At 37.8% G+C, this 16,073-nt stretch carries 17 protein-coding genes; 12 read left to right on the top strand and 5 right to left on the bottom strand.

What is annotated here, in order from left to right; genetic code table 11:
• Positions 1–87 precede the first annotated feature (87 nt).
• The 4 genes from KZH69_RS09345 to KZH69_RS09330 are packed head-to-tail and all read right to left on the bottom strand — an operon-like array spanning position 88 to position 2,406.
• Positions 88–498, bottom strand: a complete 411-nt coding sequence (locus KZH69_RS09345; RefSeq protein ID WP_219317164.1) for a PRTRC system protein E — start codon at positions 496–498, stop codon at positions 88–90.
• Complete coding sequence (locus KZH69_RS09340; protein ID WP_219317163.1) at positions 485–859, bottom strand: hypothetical protein; 375 nt, start codon at positions 857–859, stop codon at positions 485–487. Before KZH69_RS09340 ends, KZH69_RS09345 begins: the two co-directional genes overlap by 14 nt.
• A 52-nt stretch (positions 860–911) precedes the next feature.
• On the bottom strand, positions 912–1,985 hold the full coding sequence (locus KZH69_RS09335) for a DUF932 domain-containing protein (protein ID WP_219317162.1): 1,074 nt from the start codon (positions 1,983–1,985) through the stop codon (positions 912–914).
• 43 nt (positions 1,986–2,028) lie between these two features.
• Positions 2,029–2,406, bottom strand: coding sequence for a single-stranded DNA-binding protein (locus KZH69_RS09330; protein ID WP_219317161.1), 378 nt, complete (start codon positions 2,404–2,406; stop codon positions 2,029–2,031).
• 570 nt (positions 2,407–2,976) lie between these two features.
• Here KZH69_RS09330 and KZH69_RS09325 point away from each other — a divergent pair.
• Positions 2,977–4,479 (top strand): family 43 glycosylhydrolase, encoded by a 1,503-nt coding sequence (locus tag KZH69_RS09325; RefSeq protein ID WP_219317160.1) that lies wholly within the window; start codon positions 2,977–2,979, stop codon positions 4,477–4,479.
• Between the two features lie 82 nt (positions 4,480–4,561).
• Here KZH69_RS09325 and KZH69_RS09320 read toward each other — a convergent pair whose 3' ends face one another.
• Positions 4,562–5,458, bottom strand: a complete 897-nt coding sequence (locus KZH69_RS09320; protein WP_219317159.1) for a helix-turn-helix domain-containing protein — start codon at positions 5,456–5,458, stop codon at positions 4,562–4,564.
• 172 nt (positions 5,459–5,630) lie between these two features.
• Here KZH69_RS09320 and KZH69_RS09315 point away from each other — a divergent pair, with 172 nt between their 5' ends.
• From KZH69_RS09315 to KZH69_RS09265, 11 genes are all read left to right on the top strand, one after another.
• Positions 5,631–6,482, top strand: coding sequence for an aldo/keto reductase (locus KZH69_RS09315; protein ID WP_219317158.1), 852 nt, complete (start codon positions 5,631–5,633; stop codon positions 6,480–6,482).
• A 34-nt stretch (positions 6,483–6,516) separates the two neighbouring features.
• Positions 6,517–7,665 carry an aldo/keto reductase gene (locus KZH69_RS09310; protein WP_219317157.1) on the top strand — a complete coding sequence of 383 codons (1,149 nt, stop codon included), beginning with the start codon at positions 6,517–6,519 and terminating at the stop codon, positions 7,663–7,665.
• 63 nt (positions 7,666–7,728) lie between these two features.
• Positions 7,729–8,193 (top strand): nuclear transport factor 2 family protein, encoded by a 465-nt coding sequence (locus KZH69_RS09305; RefSeq protein ID WP_219317156.1) that lies wholly within the window; start codon positions 7,729–7,731, stop codon positions 8,191–8,193.
• Between the two features lie 23 nt (positions 8,194–8,216).
• The gene (locus KZH69_RS09300; RefSeq protein WP_219317155.1) at positions 8,217–8,669 is read left to right on the top strand and encodes a nuclear transport factor 2 family protein; all 453 of its coding nucleotides are present in this window, start codon (positions 8,217–8,219) and stop codon (positions 8,667–8,669) included.
• Between the two features lie 115 nt (positions 8,670–8,784).
• The gene (locus KZH69_RS09295) at positions 8,785–9,768 is read left to right on the top strand and encodes an aldo/keto reductase (RefSeq protein ID WP_219317154.1); all 984 of its coding nucleotides are present in this window, start codon (positions 8,785–8,787) and stop codon (positions 9,766–9,768) included.
• A 59-nt stretch (positions 9,769–9,827) separates the two neighbouring features.
• Positions 9,828–11,414 carry a carboxylesterase/lipase family protein gene (locus KZH69_RS09290; RefSeq protein ID WP_219317153.1) on the top strand — a complete coding sequence of 529 codons (1,587 nt, stop codon included), beginning with the start codon at positions 9,828–9,830 and terminating at the stop codon, positions 11,412–11,414.
• Positions 11,415–11,443: 29 nt separating this feature from the next.
• Positions 11,444–12,523, top strand: coding sequence for an alpha/beta hydrolase (locus tag KZH69_RS09285; RefSeq protein WP_219317152.1), 1,080 nt, complete (start codon positions 11,444–11,446; stop codon positions 12,521–12,523).
• 13 nt (positions 12,524–12,536) lie between these two features.
• Positions 12,537–13,166 carry a flavodoxin gene (locus tag KZH69_RS09280; protein ID WP_219317151.1) on the top strand — a complete coding sequence of 210 codons (630 nt, stop codon included), beginning with the start codon at positions 12,537–12,539 and terminating at the stop codon, positions 13,164–13,166.
• 34 nt (positions 13,167–13,200) lie between these two features.
• On the top strand, positions 13,201–13,899 hold the full coding sequence (locus KZH69_RS09275) for a carboxymuconolactone decarboxylase family protein (RefSeq protein WP_255557758.1): 699 nt from the start codon (positions 13,201–13,203) through the stop codon (positions 13,897–13,899).
• Between the two features lie 17 nt (positions 13,900–13,916).
• The gene (locus KZH69_RS09270) at positions 13,917–14,969 is read left to right on the top strand and encodes an alpha/beta hydrolase (RefSeq protein ID WP_219317149.1); all 1,053 of its coding nucleotides are present in this window, start codon (positions 13,917–13,919) and stop codon (positions 14,967–14,969) included.
• Between the two features lie 9 nt (positions 14,970–14,978).
• Entirely contained in the window at positions 14,979–15,488 is a 510-nt protein-coding gene (locus KZH69_RS09265) for a cupin domain-containing protein (RefSeq protein WP_219317148.1), read from the top strand.
• Positions 15,489–16,073 lie beyond the last annotated feature (585 nt).

Here is a 16,073-nt window from a genome sequence, read left to right as displayed (position 1 = left end):
GTTTTTAATAATCAATTTACCCCGAAATTAGGTGGTCAATTTGAACTGGAAAGTGGTGGTCAGTTTGCTCCGGAACTGGTGGTCAATTTACACTGGAAAGTGGTGGTCAATTTGACCGGTTTTTCCAGCCATACCATCATTAAACTTCTTATCTTTGGATTCCTGTTCTTTCTTCTCTTTTTCGGTTTTTTCTTTCTCCATTGCCGATTGCTTTTTAGCTTCTTCCAATTGTTTCATAAAGGCTTCCATATTTACCATTAAACCTGAAGCCGTTTGCAAAGGAGTTGTTATCTGCTGAAAAAATCCCTCGTCCAATTCTTCTGCCGTTCCCCTAAGATTAAGTGGTGGTATCAGCTGTTTTGCGCTATCTCCGCATTGTTCGTTTTTGAGTATAACCGACACAATAAGGTTGTTTTCTGCTCCCTTTGCTATGGTTAGGTGTAAATCTCCTTGTATGTCCATTTGTGCTATCTGATTGAAAAAATTAGTCGTTTCCATAATTTAGTTTGATTTTATAGTCTAACATTTGTTTAATTGTAGCTTCGTCATGTCCAATGGCACGTAAGCGTTCTTCATATTTTTCCATTCTCTCCCTGTAATCCTGCTCGGCTTCTTTTCCACGCAGTATCAATAGGTGTGTGTTCCAGCCTGTCATAGCTTCCCTAATTATAATATCAAGTTTAAATACGTATAATCTTTTTTCAGAGTGTTCCTCCTCAGACAGCTCAATCTCTGCATATTGGTTTAAAACGTTCCAATAATTCAACGACCAATCTTGTTTGTCTCTGCGTTCTGCTTCTACAAATTGGTTAAAAAGGTAGTCTGCAAATTCGTTTTTGTCCTTATTTTCCTTTGTCATGATTGCGATTTTTAAATAGGCGACCACCTGTGCAGGCAGTCGCCTGTAATTATTAATTGAGATTTAAGATTTCCGCACCGTCTATTGAAAAGGCAGTACATAATTCAAATGCTTTCTGTGATTTGAGTTGAGCCGTTCCACCCATTACAATACTTTGCAACTTGGCTTCATCATCCTTGTAACTGCGTACATTTTGGTAGTAGCCTGTCACAGCATTATACGCCCCAAACAATGTGCCTTTGGTTGTATCCATTTGTTGGGTATCGCTTGTCATAGCGTATGCAAAGGCATCTTGCACCACATTTTTAAACACGGTGGAAACTTCATCTTCCGCACCCTTTTTGAGCAAATCCAATGTTTCCTTGTTAGGGCAAAGTGCTAATTGGATTAGCTTTTTTACTTCTCTGTCTGTAACTCTTACCTTAGTCCATTCATTAAATATTCCCTCTAACTGTGTGCTTAAGGTATCCGCCAAGCCCATAAGTTTGTGGGCATTTTCCAAATGCTGTTTTGCTCCCGAAGTATGTTTGATGCGTACCACGTTGCTCATATTACGAAGCGAGGCGTTAAGGGTATTTTGGCAAACAATGCGGATAGGGGTGAAGGCTGCTGTTATGCTTCCACTGCCATCGTGCGAAGTGGTTAGGAAAATGTACTTTTCCGTAACATCATCGCCATTGCCTACTCGGATATAATCGGGCAGTTTGGCTGTGATAAATATGCGTTCGCCCTGTCCTAATGCTCCTGCGGTTTCGTAGAGAATACCCTCGTCACCTCCTACAATAGCATCAAAGAAATTGAACGCCTCACGGTTTTGGACGATGTGGTAATCTTTGCCTACCACACCCAATACGGCATTGTTATCGGTGCGGATATTGGCAAAGTAGTTGGGAACGTGCAGTTCGTTACTGCCTATTTCTATACCGTTTGCCGTTTCAATAATGCCCGAACCTTTTGTATATATCGGTGTTTTGATGACTTCATAGTCTAAGCCTGCGTGTTTTATGGCTTCTTCACTTGTTGGGTATTGCTCTACAATCTGCCCTAAACCGTGCCACGCTTTTTGGTTTACGCTAAAGAATGAATAGTTTCCTGTTTTCTCGTTGAAATTGATATTATGTGCCATGATAAAATGATTTAAAAGCTTAAAAAATTGTTGATGCTAGTTGTTAAAATGGGAGGTCGTTCTCTGGCTTGTCAGTGTTTGTTCCTGTGGCAGTCTGTACCATTTCCGATTTTTTACCGCCACCATGCGTTTTGATTAGCGAGGTGTTGAAGTTCAGACCTGCGTGTGTTTCTCCGTTATTCCCTGTCCACGCTCTTGCACTTACTCTGCCTGTGAGTTCTACAAGAGTGCCTTTAGTGAGTATTGTCGCTACTTTTGCGCTAATCCAGTAGGCGCAGTCAAAGTAGGTTGTCTGCTCTATACGCTCGCCCGCTTTATTTCGGTAGCTGTCGTTGGCTGCGACTGAAAAGTTTACTACCTGTTTGCTGTTAGACAATGTGCGTACCTCCGCATCTTTTGTCACTCTTCCGATAATGTTCATGATTTCTCTTTTTTTAGTGAATTAATTTTTTTTAAATTTTATTTATTTGGCAATGAGAGGAGGTGCTGTTTTGTTTCATCATTACCATTTCTACTATTTTATTTTTCATTGCTGACATTTTTTTTATTCGTCTAAAGAGCCGGAGTATGCTATGTTTTGTTTCATGAGCATAAAAAGGTTAGTGTTTAGCAATGGCAAGGCTTTGACAAAAAATACAACCCGGATGGGTGGAGATTTTTTGGCAAATCCGCAGGGCCCGGCCTTGCTATTGCGTTAAGAACACGGAATTACCTTTGCTCCTGAAATAAGACAAAAGCATACAGGTTCTTTGAATACAAAAAGGAGGGGGAAGCAGCGAAGAGATTAGAAAATAGTGCTAATAGATCAGAAAATTTCATCAATTATGACAAGATCTATAAATCGATGTTTAAGATTTTTTCTTAAACTGCTGCTGATGGAGTTATTGATTGATAATATTAGATGTAGTTACAGTATGAATTCTTATGGTTTAAAAGACTATAAGTTACCTGCAAATTGTATATTTGTGTTTCTATCTATATACTTTAACCAATGAAAAAAAAGTTATTATTTTTGATGATCATATTGTTTTGTGCAATTAAAATCTCAGCACAAAACCAGCCGCAATCAACCAATAAGTCAACATATCAAAATCCTATCTTCGGAGGGGATTACCCAGATCCTAGTTTACTGAGAGAAGGCAAGGATTATTACATAGTACATTCATCTTTTGATTACTATCCAGGACTTACAATATGGCATTCACAGGATTTAATCAATTGGACACCTGTTGTTAGTGCACTGCAAAAATATGTTGGGGATGTATGGGCGCCTGATCTGGTAAAATACAATAGCAAATATTACATTTATTTCCCAGCCAATAAAACCAACTTTGTAGTTACTGCTGATAATATTGCAGGCCCTTGGAGCGATCCCATAGACCTTAAAATTGGCAATATTGACCCTGGTCATGTTACAGATGACAAAGGTGACCGCTTTTTGTATTTCAGCAATGGTGATTATATTGGTTTATCCAAAAATGGTCTGGCAACAACCGGAGCAGTAAAACATGCTTATGATGGCTGGGCAATTCCAAGAGAATGGTCTATTGAATGTTTTTGTATGGAAGGCCCAAAACTCTTTAAAAGAGGCGACTATTATTACCTAACTGTCGCCGAGGGCGGCACCGCAGGACCTTCAACAAGTCATTTGGTTATTTCAGCACGTTCTAAAACCCCATTCGGTCCATGGGAAAATTCTCCGTACAATCCGGTAGTGAGGACTCAAAGCAGCGATGAGCGCTGGTGGTCGAAAGGACACAGTACCGTATTTGAAGATTATAACGGCAAATGGTGGATGGTGCTACATGCCTATGAAAAAGGGTTTTATAATTTAGGGCGCCAAACTCTTTTACAGCCAGTGGAGTGGACTAAAGATGGATGGTATAAAGTACCTGATACTATCCAGACTGATAAGCCCATTACAAAACCTAAAGGAACCGAAGTGGCTCGTTTTTCGCAAAGCGATGACTTTTCCGGTAGTACTCTTAAGCCACAATGGAAATTTTTTCAAGGGGTAGAAAATTCTCGTTTTAAATTAGCTAATAACAGTCTTACAATTAATGGTAAAGGAAACGGAGTAGGTGACAGCTCACCTTTAGTTTTTGTACCCTCAGGTCATTCCTATACTGCTGACGTAGAGATGGAAATTGAAGGTAATGCAGTAGGTGGACTGGTACTCTTCTATAACGGAAGCTACTACTCGGGAATTTTGGCTGATCAGGAAAACATATTGTCAAATCTTAGGGGATGGCAATTTGAAACAGAAAAAAAAGTGCATAAAAGACATGTGTACCTTCTACTTAAAAATATAAACAATAATGTGGATATGTTCTACAGTCTTGATGGCAAGCAGTGGCTTAAAACAGAGAATTCAGCTGAAGTTTCTTCTTATAACCATAATGCGCTGAGTGGCTTTTTAGGCCTTAGAATTGCTCTTTGTTCAATTGGCAAGGGAAGTGTAACTTTTAAAAATTTTAATTATACCCCTTTATAATTGTTTAATACTACTATAGCAGCAGAAGGCAGTTTTTAATTTGAAACTGCCTTCTTTTTGTAAAATAGTATAAGTGCTTTAATCAATTCAAGCTCCTATACTCATTAGGTGTATTACCAACATGCTGTTTAAAGAAACGAGTAAAGTGCTGCGGATATTTAAATCCCAGTTCATAAGCGACTTCATTAATTGTTTTGGAGGAGTCAAATATTTTATTTTTCGCCACGTCAATGATTTTATTTTGGATGTACTCCTGAGCGGATTTTCCGGTTTCTTTCTTAATCAGGTCGCCAAAATAGTTGGCAGATAGATTAAGCTCTGCTGCGTAATAAGCAACAGAAGGCAATCCCAAAATATTAGGTTTATCAGAAGAAAAGTAACCATTTAACAATTCTTCGAATTTTTCAAGAATTCCTTTGTTGGTAGTATCTCTGGTGATAAATTGACGGTCATAGAATCTTTCACAATAATTCAAAAACAGCTCAATATTGGAAGCAATAAGTTTTTTGCTGTGCTTATCAATAGATTGTTTTAATTCAGCTTCGATTTTTGCGAAGCAGTCAAAGACAAGCTGTTTTTCTTTTTCGGATAAATGAAGAGCTTCACTGGTGTTATAGCTGAAAAAATTGTAATCATTAATACTTTTTGCAAGCGATGTGCCACGAATTAAATCTGGATGAAAAACCAATGCATGCCCTATGGGCTGATAATAATCTACTTTGTTTTCTACATCAATTGTCTGGCCTGGCGAAATAAACACTAAGGTTCCTTCCTGATAATCGTAATAATTACGGCCATATTTTAGGTCTCCACAGTTCACTTGTTTCAAAACTATGCAAAAAAGCCCAAAGTTCATTTTGGAACCAGTTCTTGGATTTGCTTTAGAAAAATCAATCACACTTACTAAAGGATGTAATGTCTCATGATTGTTAAAAACGTTGTAGTCGTTAATGGTCTCAAAGTTAAATACTTGTTCCATGTCTTTTGTTGTTTATTACACAAATTTAGGTATTTAAGATTAGTTTAAATAGCTGTTTGTTTATAATCAGTAATCTTGGTAGGAGATTCAGTAATCCGTATACCATTGCCCTCGTATTTAGTTCTGAAATTTGCTGTAAAAGAATAATTTAAAACTTTAAAGTGATTGTAATATGTTCAATATTAAATTAAATAATGGTGTTGAAATGCCAATTTTAGGTTTCGGCGTTTTTCAAATACCAGATGCAGCGGAATGTGAGCAAGCTGTACTGGATGCTATTGAAAGTGGGTATCGTTTAATAGATACAGCTGCATCATACCAAAATGAAACTGCTGTTGGAAATGCAATAAAAAAATGTGGCATTGCCCGGGAAGAGTTATTTATCACAACCAAGCTCTGGGTACAGGATGCGGGATATGAGCAAACAAAGGCTGCTTTTCAAAAATCTTTAGACAAGTTGCAGCTGGATTATCTGGATTTGTATCTGATTCATCAACCGTATGGCGATGTATTTGGTTCATGGAAGGCCATGCAAGAATTACATGAACAAGGAAAGATCAGAGCCATTGGTGTAGCCAATTTTCATCCCGATAGATTAATAGATCTTATTGTAAATAGTGGTTTCACACCTGCGATTAACCAGATCGAAACGCATCCGTTTCATCAACAGCTCGCATCTCAAAATTTTTTAGAACAGAACCATGTGCAAATTCAATCCTGGGGCCCTTTTGCTGAAGGGAAAAATAACATTTTTGACAATAATTTATTGATGGGTATTGCCAATAAACATGATAAAAGTGTTGCACAAATTATTCTTCGTTGGTTGATTCAAAGAAATATTGTTGCTATTCCAAAATCAGTTCGTAAAGAAAGAATGCTTGAGAATCTCAATGTTTTTGATTTTATGCTTTCGGCACAGGATATGAAGAAAATTCAGACTCTGGACAAAAAAGCAAGTTTGTTTTTTGACCACCGGGATCCAAATATGGCAAAATGGTTGAGTGAAAGAAAACTGGACTTATAATTATTAAAACTTTTATCTAATTAAAAATAGAATTATGAATCGTCGAAAACTATTAAAAACTGCAGGACTTGCAATTGCAGGAGGTGCATTAGTACCTTTATCTTCTTTTGCTTTATCCTCAAACTCGGAAATTAAACCTTTTCATAATGACAACTTATTACAGCCCGTTCCTGGCAAGCGCAAACTTGGTACCTCGCTTGAAGTTTCCAGTATAGGGCTGGGTGTTCAGAACATGAGCCGAACTTACCAGACTACAGTTCCCTTTCGCCCGGAAATGCTCAATATCATTCGGACGGCATTTGATAAAGGAGTTACACTATTTGATGCTGCCGAGGCTTACGGTCCTTTTGAAGTGGAAAAAATTCTTGGAGAAGGTGTAGCCCCTTTTCGAAATAAAATAGTAATCGAAACAAAGTTTGGCTGGAATATTGAACAGGAAACAGGCAAGCGATTACCTGGATTAAACAGTCGTCCGGAGCACATCAAATTGGTAGTGGAAGGAATGCTTAAAAGACTTCGAACCGACAGAATTGATTTATTGTATCAACATCGAGTAGATCCTAATGTTCCTATTGAAGATGTAGTTGGGGCTATTCAGGATTTGATAAAGGAAGGTAAAGTATTGCATTACGGATTATCTGAGCCGGGATCTCAAACCGTAAGAAGGGCACATAAAATTTATCCCATTGCGGCCATTCAAAATGAATATTCAATGTTATGGCGTGGGCCAGAAAAAGAAATCATACCACTTTGCCAAGAATTAGGTATAGGATTCGTTCCTTGGAGTCCGTTGGGAGTTGGTTTTTTAACAGGAGCAATTGATGCAGGCACACGTTTCGCTCAAGGTGATATTCGAGCGAATGAGTCTCGTTTCTCGGCAGAGAATCTGCCACACAATTTGGCACTCGTAGATTTATTAAAAAACTGGGGAGCACAAAAACAAGCCACTCCAGCCCAAATTTCGCTGGCTTGGCTACTGGCACAAAAGCCTTGGATTGTACCAATTCCAGGAACGACGCAGATGGCACATATGATCGAAAATATTGGAGCTGAAAATGTAAAATTTACTGCCTCTGAATTAATGGAATTCAATAAACAGTTGGATGCTATTCCAATTTTGGGAGAGCGGTTACCTTCATTTGTCCAAGCTTTTTCTGACGTGGAAGCCCCATTCAAAAAATAACACGGAAATTAAAAATCGTAATTACAATTTAACTTTAAATTAAATCAGATGAAAAAATTAATTATGGTTCTCATAGCTGCAGTAAGTTTCCAGTATTCTTTTGGAGAAGAAAATACAACAAGTACTGTTACTAAGAGTTATTCAGTAGCTGAACAAGAAGTTATTCAACTCTCTAAAGAAAAATGGCAATGGATGGCCGATAAAAATGTCGACAAACTTGCAGCACTCTTTGATGACAAATCAAAATTTGTTCATATGAGTGGTACCTGGAAAAAGGATGAAGAACTTGACATTATTAAAACGGGTAAAATTTGGTATAAGAATACCAAAGTTCATGATGTAGCAATAGAAATTTTCGAAAATACAGCAATCGTCTGGAACCGAATTACACTTGAGGCCAATGTACGGGGGAACGATGTCTCCACTGAATTTACTGTAACAGAAGTCTATCAAAAACAAGGGAAAAACTGGAAACTTTTAGCCTTAACATTCAGCAGTGTACGAGATAACCATCAGATTCAAAAATAATAAACTATCTAAAAAATAATAATATGAAAAAGTTACTATTTGGATTACTTATACTCACTGTATTTGTAAGCAAGTCCTTTGCACAGAATGCTACTGAAGAACAAGAAGTTATTCAGCTCTCTAAAGACAAATGGCAATGGATGGCTGATAAAAATGTCAATAAACTTACACCTTTGTTTGATGATAAATCTGTTTTTGTCCACATGGGAGGAAGTTGGGGAAAAACCCAAGAAATCAATGTCATTAAAAGTGGAGGAATTCATTATAAGAAAGCAGATATTCATGAAGTGTCAGTAAATATAATTGGGAATACGGCTATACTTCTAAACAGAATTACATTACTGGCTGTCGTTGGAGGTAATGAAGTTATCAATCCATTTATTGTGACTGAAGTATATATAAAAGAGAAAAATAAATGGATCTTAGGATCATTATCATTTACCAAAGTACTTACTCCTAATGACGCACCACATTAAATGTTTATCCGAATGAAAATTAGGTAATAAACAAATCTAACAGGAGAAATTTACAGTACTACTGGATTCACGTTCGGTGAAAGAAGTAATTCTAAATGTTTAAAAAATTAAGAAAATGGAAAAGAGAATTTTAGGAAATAACGGACTTGAAGTATCCGCATTAGGATTAGGCTGTATGGGGTTAAGCTTTGGATATGGCAAGCCGACTGAAAAGAAAGAAGCCATTGCGCTAATCAGGGAGGCATTTGAAAAAGGCATCACTTTTTTTGATACAGCAGAATGCTACGGTCCCTTTACAAACGAAGAAATAGTAGGAGAGGCATTGGAACCATTTCGCAGAGAAGCAGTCATTGCCACCAAATTTGGCTTTCAGGACGGGGATTCTACCAAAGGTTTAGACAGTAGCCCGGCTAGGATAAAAGCAGTGGTTGAAGCTTCGCTAAAAAGATTGAAAACAGACTGTATCGATTTGCTTTATCAGCATAGGGTTGACCCAAATGTGCCTATCGAAGAAGTTGCCGGAACAGTTAAGGAACTGATCCAAGCGGGAAAGGTAAAGCATTTTGGCCTTTCGGAAGCTGGTGTAGAAACCATTCGCAGAGCCCATAAAGTTCAGCCAGTAGCAGCATTGCAAAGCGAATATTCATTATTCTATAGGGAACCGGAAAATGAAATCATTCCAACTTTAGAAGAGCTGGGTATAGGTTTTGTGCCTTTTAGTCCGCTTGGTAAAGGTTTTTTGACAGGAGCCATAAATGAAGAAACAAAATTTGAAGCTTCGGATTTTCGAAATATTGTACCAAGATTTTCAGAAGAAAATAGAAAAGCCAATCAGACATTAGTAGATTTAGTAAAATCAATTGCAGTCGAAAAAATTGCCACGCCATCTCAAATTGCTTTAGCATGGTTGCTGGCCCAAAAACCTTGGATTGTACCAATTCCTGGTACAACTAAATTATATCGCTTAGAGGAAAACATTGGAGGAGTAGAAATTTATTTAAGTAAAGAAGAATTGGACAATATCGACTCAGCACTTAAAAATATAGAAATTATTGGTGCTCGTTACCCTCAGCAATTACAGGATAGAGTAGGCAGATGAGCAGATTATCAGTAAGGGCTAAAAGTTAATCTTGTCATTCCATAATTAAATTATAAAATATGAAAAAACTATTTGCTAGCATTATTTTGCTCTGTATGACTTTATACTTAAATGCACAACAAAAGACTATCGATCCTACAGAGGTCCATACAGCCTCAGGAACCGTTCGCGGAATAATTGAAAATGGTGTTTCTGTTTTCAAGGGTATCCCATATGCAGCGCCACCTGTTGGTGTAAATCGCTGGCGTCCACCGCAGCCCGTAATACCATGGAAAGAAGTACGAGATGCTAGTAAATTTTGTGCAGACTGCCCACAGGCTGGCTGGCCCAGAGGTTCTGGTATGTCTAAAAGTTCCTCTGAAGATTGCTTGTTTCTGAATATATGGAAGCCAGCCACAGCAACAAAAAAATCAAAATTACCTGTTATGGTATGGATTCATGGCGGGGCATTTGTGTTTGGGAGCGGTGCAGGTCTTTCAGGAACTGCATTTGCAAAACAAGAGGTAATACTTGTTTCCATCAATTATCGTTTGGGTCGTTTAGGTTTTTTTGCATTTCCTGCTTTAAGCAAAGAGAATCCAAATGAATTTAAAGGAAGCTATGCCTATATGGATCAGATTGCTGCATTAGAATGGATTCAGAAAAATATTGCTGCTTTTGGTGGAGACCCAAAGAACGTAACTATCTTCGGAGAGTCCGCAGGTGGGGTATCGGTACATTCGTTAATGACTATTCCCTCAGCCAAGGGATTATTTCAAAAGGCAATTATTGAATCTGGAGGAGGCCGAGATGGAGTACTTACAGCTCGACCGATTGACAAAGAAAATGCTGACCCATATTATCCTGTTTCAGCTGAAAGTATCGGAATTAATTTTGCCAAAAGATATGGTATTGAAGGTACGGATGCTGAAGTACTAAATAAATTGCGATCACTAAGTGCTTCTGAAATTGTTGACGATGGACAAGAAACTGTTAATGGGATACCAACTTATTCGGGACCTATTCTTGATGGGCGATTAGTCACCGAAACAGCTGAGAGTTCCTATAAAGCTGGGAGGCAACATAAAGTTCCGTTAATTATTGGTTCGAATAGTGCAGAAGTACCGGGAGGCTTTGTGAATGCTGGCTCGAAGGAAGAGTTGCTTTTGATTTTTGACAATCATAAAGATGCATTTTCCAAGGCCTATGATACTGATGGTAAAGGCGATTTCGGCATGATGCTCACACTTGTCAACACAGATAAAGTTTGGGCAGAACCGGCTCGCTTTACAGCAAGAACTCTTTCAGATAAAGGAACACCTGCTTATTTGTATTTATTCTCATACGTGCCTTTATCCATGAAAGAAAGGATGAAATATGGAGCTTCTCACGGATCTGAGATTCCCTATGTATTTGATAATCTAATCGAAGGCAATGGCTATACAATTTCTCCAAAAGATAAAGAAGTAGCAAAAATAATGAATGCCTATTGGGTCAACTTTGCCAAAACTGGAAATCCAAATATGAAAGGTTTGCCGCAATGGACTATTTACGACACAAAAAAGAATGAGGTTTTCGAGTTTGGGCAAGATGGATCGGCAGGCATTATTGATGACAATAGGAAAGCACGACTCGATGTTATGGAACAGGCGGATGAGAAAAAATAGTATTTTTATATAGAAATAAAGAAAGTAAGATGAAAAACAAAATTTATAGTTATCGGAATAGTGTTTGTCTATTATTAATGCTGGCCTGCGTCTCCATTATAGCACAGGAAAAACAAAAACCATTAATTATAGAACAACAGGGAAGCTTTGCTGTTGGAGGTACGATAATTGAGAATCCGGGTACTTTTGATCCGTACAATCCAACACCAGCCGGACAGACATTGCGAGGGGATCATGCCTATGTTTTTTATCAAATTCCAGTTACCGCGAGAAAATTTCCTTTGGTCATGTGGCACGGAATCGGTCAGTTTTCCAAAACATGGGAAACAACTCCGGACGGACGTGAAGGATATCAAAATATATTTTTGAGAAGAGGTTTCGGTGTGTATGTAATAGATCAGCCAAGAAGAGGTGATGCTGGGCGTAGTACTGTAACAGCAACAATAACTGCTACTCCGGATGAGCAGCAATGGTTTGGGACTTTTAGAATTGGTATTTATCCCAATTATTTTGAAGGTGTTCAATTCGCTAAAGATCCAGCGACACTCAATCAATATTTCAGATCAATGACGCCCAGTATTGGACCAATCGAAATACCTATTATGACGAGTGCAGTATCCGCATTATTTACTAAAATAGGCCCCGCTATTCTTGTTACACATTCTCATTCTGGTGGGATGGGCTGGCTGACGGCTATTCTAAATCAAAACGTAAAGGCCATAGTCTCTTATGAACCCGGAAGCGGATTCCTTTTCCCCGAAGGTGAAGTCCCTGCTCCAAAACCTAGTGCAGGTGGTACGCTTGAAGCATCTGGAATTTCAATGGCAGATTTTATGAAACTTACCAAAATTCCAATCATTATCTATTATGGTGACAACATCCCTTCTGATCCTATTAAAAATCCAGGACAGGATGGCTGGAGGGTTCGTCTTGAAATGGCAAAATTGTGGAGAGATAAGGTAAATAAGTATGGTGGGGATGTTACTGTAATTCATCTTCCTGAAATTGGAATTAAAGGAAATACCCATTTTCCCTTTTCAGATTTGAATAATATTCAAATTGCCGATCTTATGTCTAAATGGTTGAAAGAAAAAGGGCTGGATAAGTAATTTTAGATATAAAATGAAGAAGTTAACGACATTTTGGTTTATCACAACTTTACTTGTTTGTATGTTTTCAAGCTGTAGTAAAGCGCAAGAGACAATTCCAAATAATGATGAATCCCTAACGGATAAAAATGTATTGATTGTTTACTTGTCACGAACTAAAAATACCAAAGTTGTAGCAGAGATTATTCATAAAAAGGTTGGGGGTACATTAGTGGAGCTTGAATTGGAAAAACCATATCCTCGAGACTACAAAATGATAGTGAGTCAGGTTGCAAAAGAAAACGAAACGGGATATCTGCCTCCGCTTAAAACAAAAATTGCCAATATTAAAAAGTACGATGTTGTATTTGTGGGGTTTCCAACCTGGGGAATGCAATTGCCACCACCTATGAAAAGTTTTTTGAAGCAATACAATTTAGAAGGAAAAACAATTGTCCCATTTAATACCAATGCGGGTTATGGAATTGGAAGCAGTTTTCAAACTGTAAAAGAGCTTTGTCCTAAAAGCACAGTTGTGGAGGGATTTTCTACCAAAGGTGGGATAGAAAGAGATGGAATTTTATTTGTAATGGAAGGCGAAAAGGAAAAACAGGTTGATGTAGAAATTCAAAATTGGTTGAAAAAATTAAGTTTAATTAAATAAGAAACTCGGAATGAGGGCACTCTCAAAATTAATAATGTTAGTAGTCATAATCGCAAATGTTTCGACTGTGAATGCACAGACGGAAGCTGTTGAAAACCTGAATAAAAAACAACAAGCTATCATAAGAATTGCTGCAGTTACAGCCAAAGGAGCTTTAACCAAACTTAAAACGGAACTCAATAGCGGACTGGATGCCGGATTGACAATAAACCAGATCAAGGAAAGTTTGGTGCATTTATATGCTTATTGTGGTTTTCCACGCAGTATTCGGGGGCTGCAGACTTTTATGGTTGTGTTGGAGGAACGCAAAGCCAAAGGGATTAATGATGTTGTAGGAACCGAAGCATCAATAATAAAAGAGGAAAACAGTAAATATGAGCGCGGAAAAGTAATTTTGACAGAACTTACAGGAGTATCACAAGAGGGGCCAAAATCGGGCTATCTAGCATTTGCGCCCGAGATGGATGTTTTTCTGAAAGAGCATCTTTTTGCTGATGTTTTTGAGCGTGATGTTTTGACCTATTCCGAAAGGGAACTTATTACAATATCGGTTCTCAGCAGTATTGGCGGTGTGGAGCCTATGCTGAATTCTCATCTAAAAATATGCCTGAATGTTGGGTTGAGTCCAAATCAGCTGCAGGAGTTTATAGGAGTTATAAAATCATCAGTCGGAAATAAAGAAGCAATTGCTGCCCAGGAAGTTTTGAACGAAGTACTCAAAAGCAAAAAGTAAAATTTAAAATAATAAGGATGAAAAAAATAGCATTCATTGTAACAACAATACTAATTATAAACATGGCAAATGCACAATCTATCCAAAAGAGATATGAGCAAAATCCTTTTACTCTGGTATATGACGGAGCCATAACCAAAAATGAGAAAGGAAAAGTAAATATTCATCCTGTAAAGTATAAACTCAATGGAATTGAAATCGCTGCCAATGTCTATACACCGGCAAATTATGATGTTTCAAAAAAATATCCTACTATAGTGGTAGCACACCCTAACGGTGGTATTAAGGAACAAACAGCCGGATTGTATTCGCAACGTTTGGCTGAGGCGGGCTATATCACTATTACTGCCGATGCAGCCTATCAAGGGGCAAGTGGTGGAGAGCCTCGACATACTGATAAACCTGCAAACCGCATAGAAGACATCCGTGGTATGGCCGATTTTATTACTCAGTACGCAGGAGTAGATGCAAATCGTTTAGGTGTTTTAGGTATTTGTGGCGGAGGTGGTTATACTTTAAAAGCAGTGCAGAGTGATAAGCGCTTTAAAGCCGTTGCAACACTGAGTATGTTTAATTCAGGTGAGGTAAGGCGTAATGGCTTTCAGAATTTCCAATTAGCAACTGTCCAGGAACGTTTAAAGAAAGCGTCAGATGCCCGTGCTCAAGAGACCAATGGTGGAAAAATGATTTATGCAGGAGTAGCGACTATAACAGATGAAGAAATCGCTAAGACTAAAACTGATCTTTATCGCGAAGGATATGAGTACTATTATAGAACTCATGCACACCCAAATTCCACTTTTTTATATACAATGAGCAGCCTAATGGACTTAATGACTTGGGATGCTGCTACAAATATGGATTTAATCAATCAACCCCTTTTAATGATAGCCGGAAGCAAAGCGGATACAAAATATATGACAGATGAAGCATTTCCTAAAGCAGTCAACGCCAAAAGTAAGGAACTTTTTATTATTGAAGGAGCTACTCATATACAGACCTATTGGAAACCTGAATATGTATCACAAGCTGTTAATAAATTGGTGAGTTTTTATCAATCCAATCTTTAATAAAAAAACATGAAGAAAATAATTTTTGAAAAAGGAATACTATTTGCTTTTATTACCTGTATAACTATTGGGTTAATATCATGTAATAATGGTAAAGTACAGCTTTCGGATACTGAAAAAGTAGATGCAATTCTGATTTTTCCAAAAGGAGATAAAGTTACTAACGCTAATTTTTCAGGTAATGTATGGTTGAATAATTTGGTTCAGGCAGATAGTATTAATCAAAATGCAGTTGGAAACGTAACCTTTGAGGCAGGGGCAAGAACCAAATGGCACAGTCATCCTTCAGGACAAATTATACTGGTACTTGAGGGCATCGGGTATTATCAGGAAAAAGGGAATCAAAAAATTGTTGTTAGAAAGGGAGATGTTGTAAAATGTCCAGCTAACATTCCCCATTGGCATGGTGCCAGCAACGATTCAAATTTTATTCAGATAGCCATAACAGGAAGAGAAAAAGGAGAAACAATTTGGTTTGATCTTGTAACGGATCAGGAATATAATAGTAAATCAAAATAGTAAAAATTCAGATAGACATTGCTTCATCTGGAATGGTAGAGTTGACCTTACCCAGCCTGCTACCCAAGTTATTCATCTCCAGTCCAATTGATTGCTCTGTAGTATTTGTATACGACTCAGTCGGGTGGATTGACAGGTGTTCCAGCATCTGTTTTATTGCATAAATACTCATATAACCATAATGAGTAACTTCGATACCAAGTATGTTTGGCTCTATGTGTGTTCAATTCGCAAGTAAAACATATAGCACTGAAAGACGGAGATGTCCTGAACAGTTTGGAGTCTTATGATTGGTAATACAGATCTTTTCGAGCGTGTGCAATTCACGAGCGGTGAGTGGTCTTTTGACGGTATTTGTTATTTTACACGTTGAGCTCTGAAATGAATCGGTTACGATGTAGCTTTAACATCTCTAGAGGTTTGACTTATGAGAAACCTATTTTAGACGAAAAAACGCAAGTCTAAAAAGATTCCTCAGTCATTACGTGAATAATAATGCATCAAAATAACATCTCCCTTTGACTTTAAAGCGACTGAAATAAACGCCTTAAAGTCAAAGCCAAGAATTATTTTTTTACCAGTATT

It is taken from the genome of Flavobacterium taihuense (assembly GCF_019351435.1).
Lineage (GTDB): Bacteria > Bacteroidota > Bacteroidia > Flavobacteriales > Flavobacteriaceae > Flavobacterium > Flavobacterium taihuense.
Note: the sequence above shows the minus strand (reverse complement) of the source record. Positions and strands in the feature narration are given on the sequence as shown.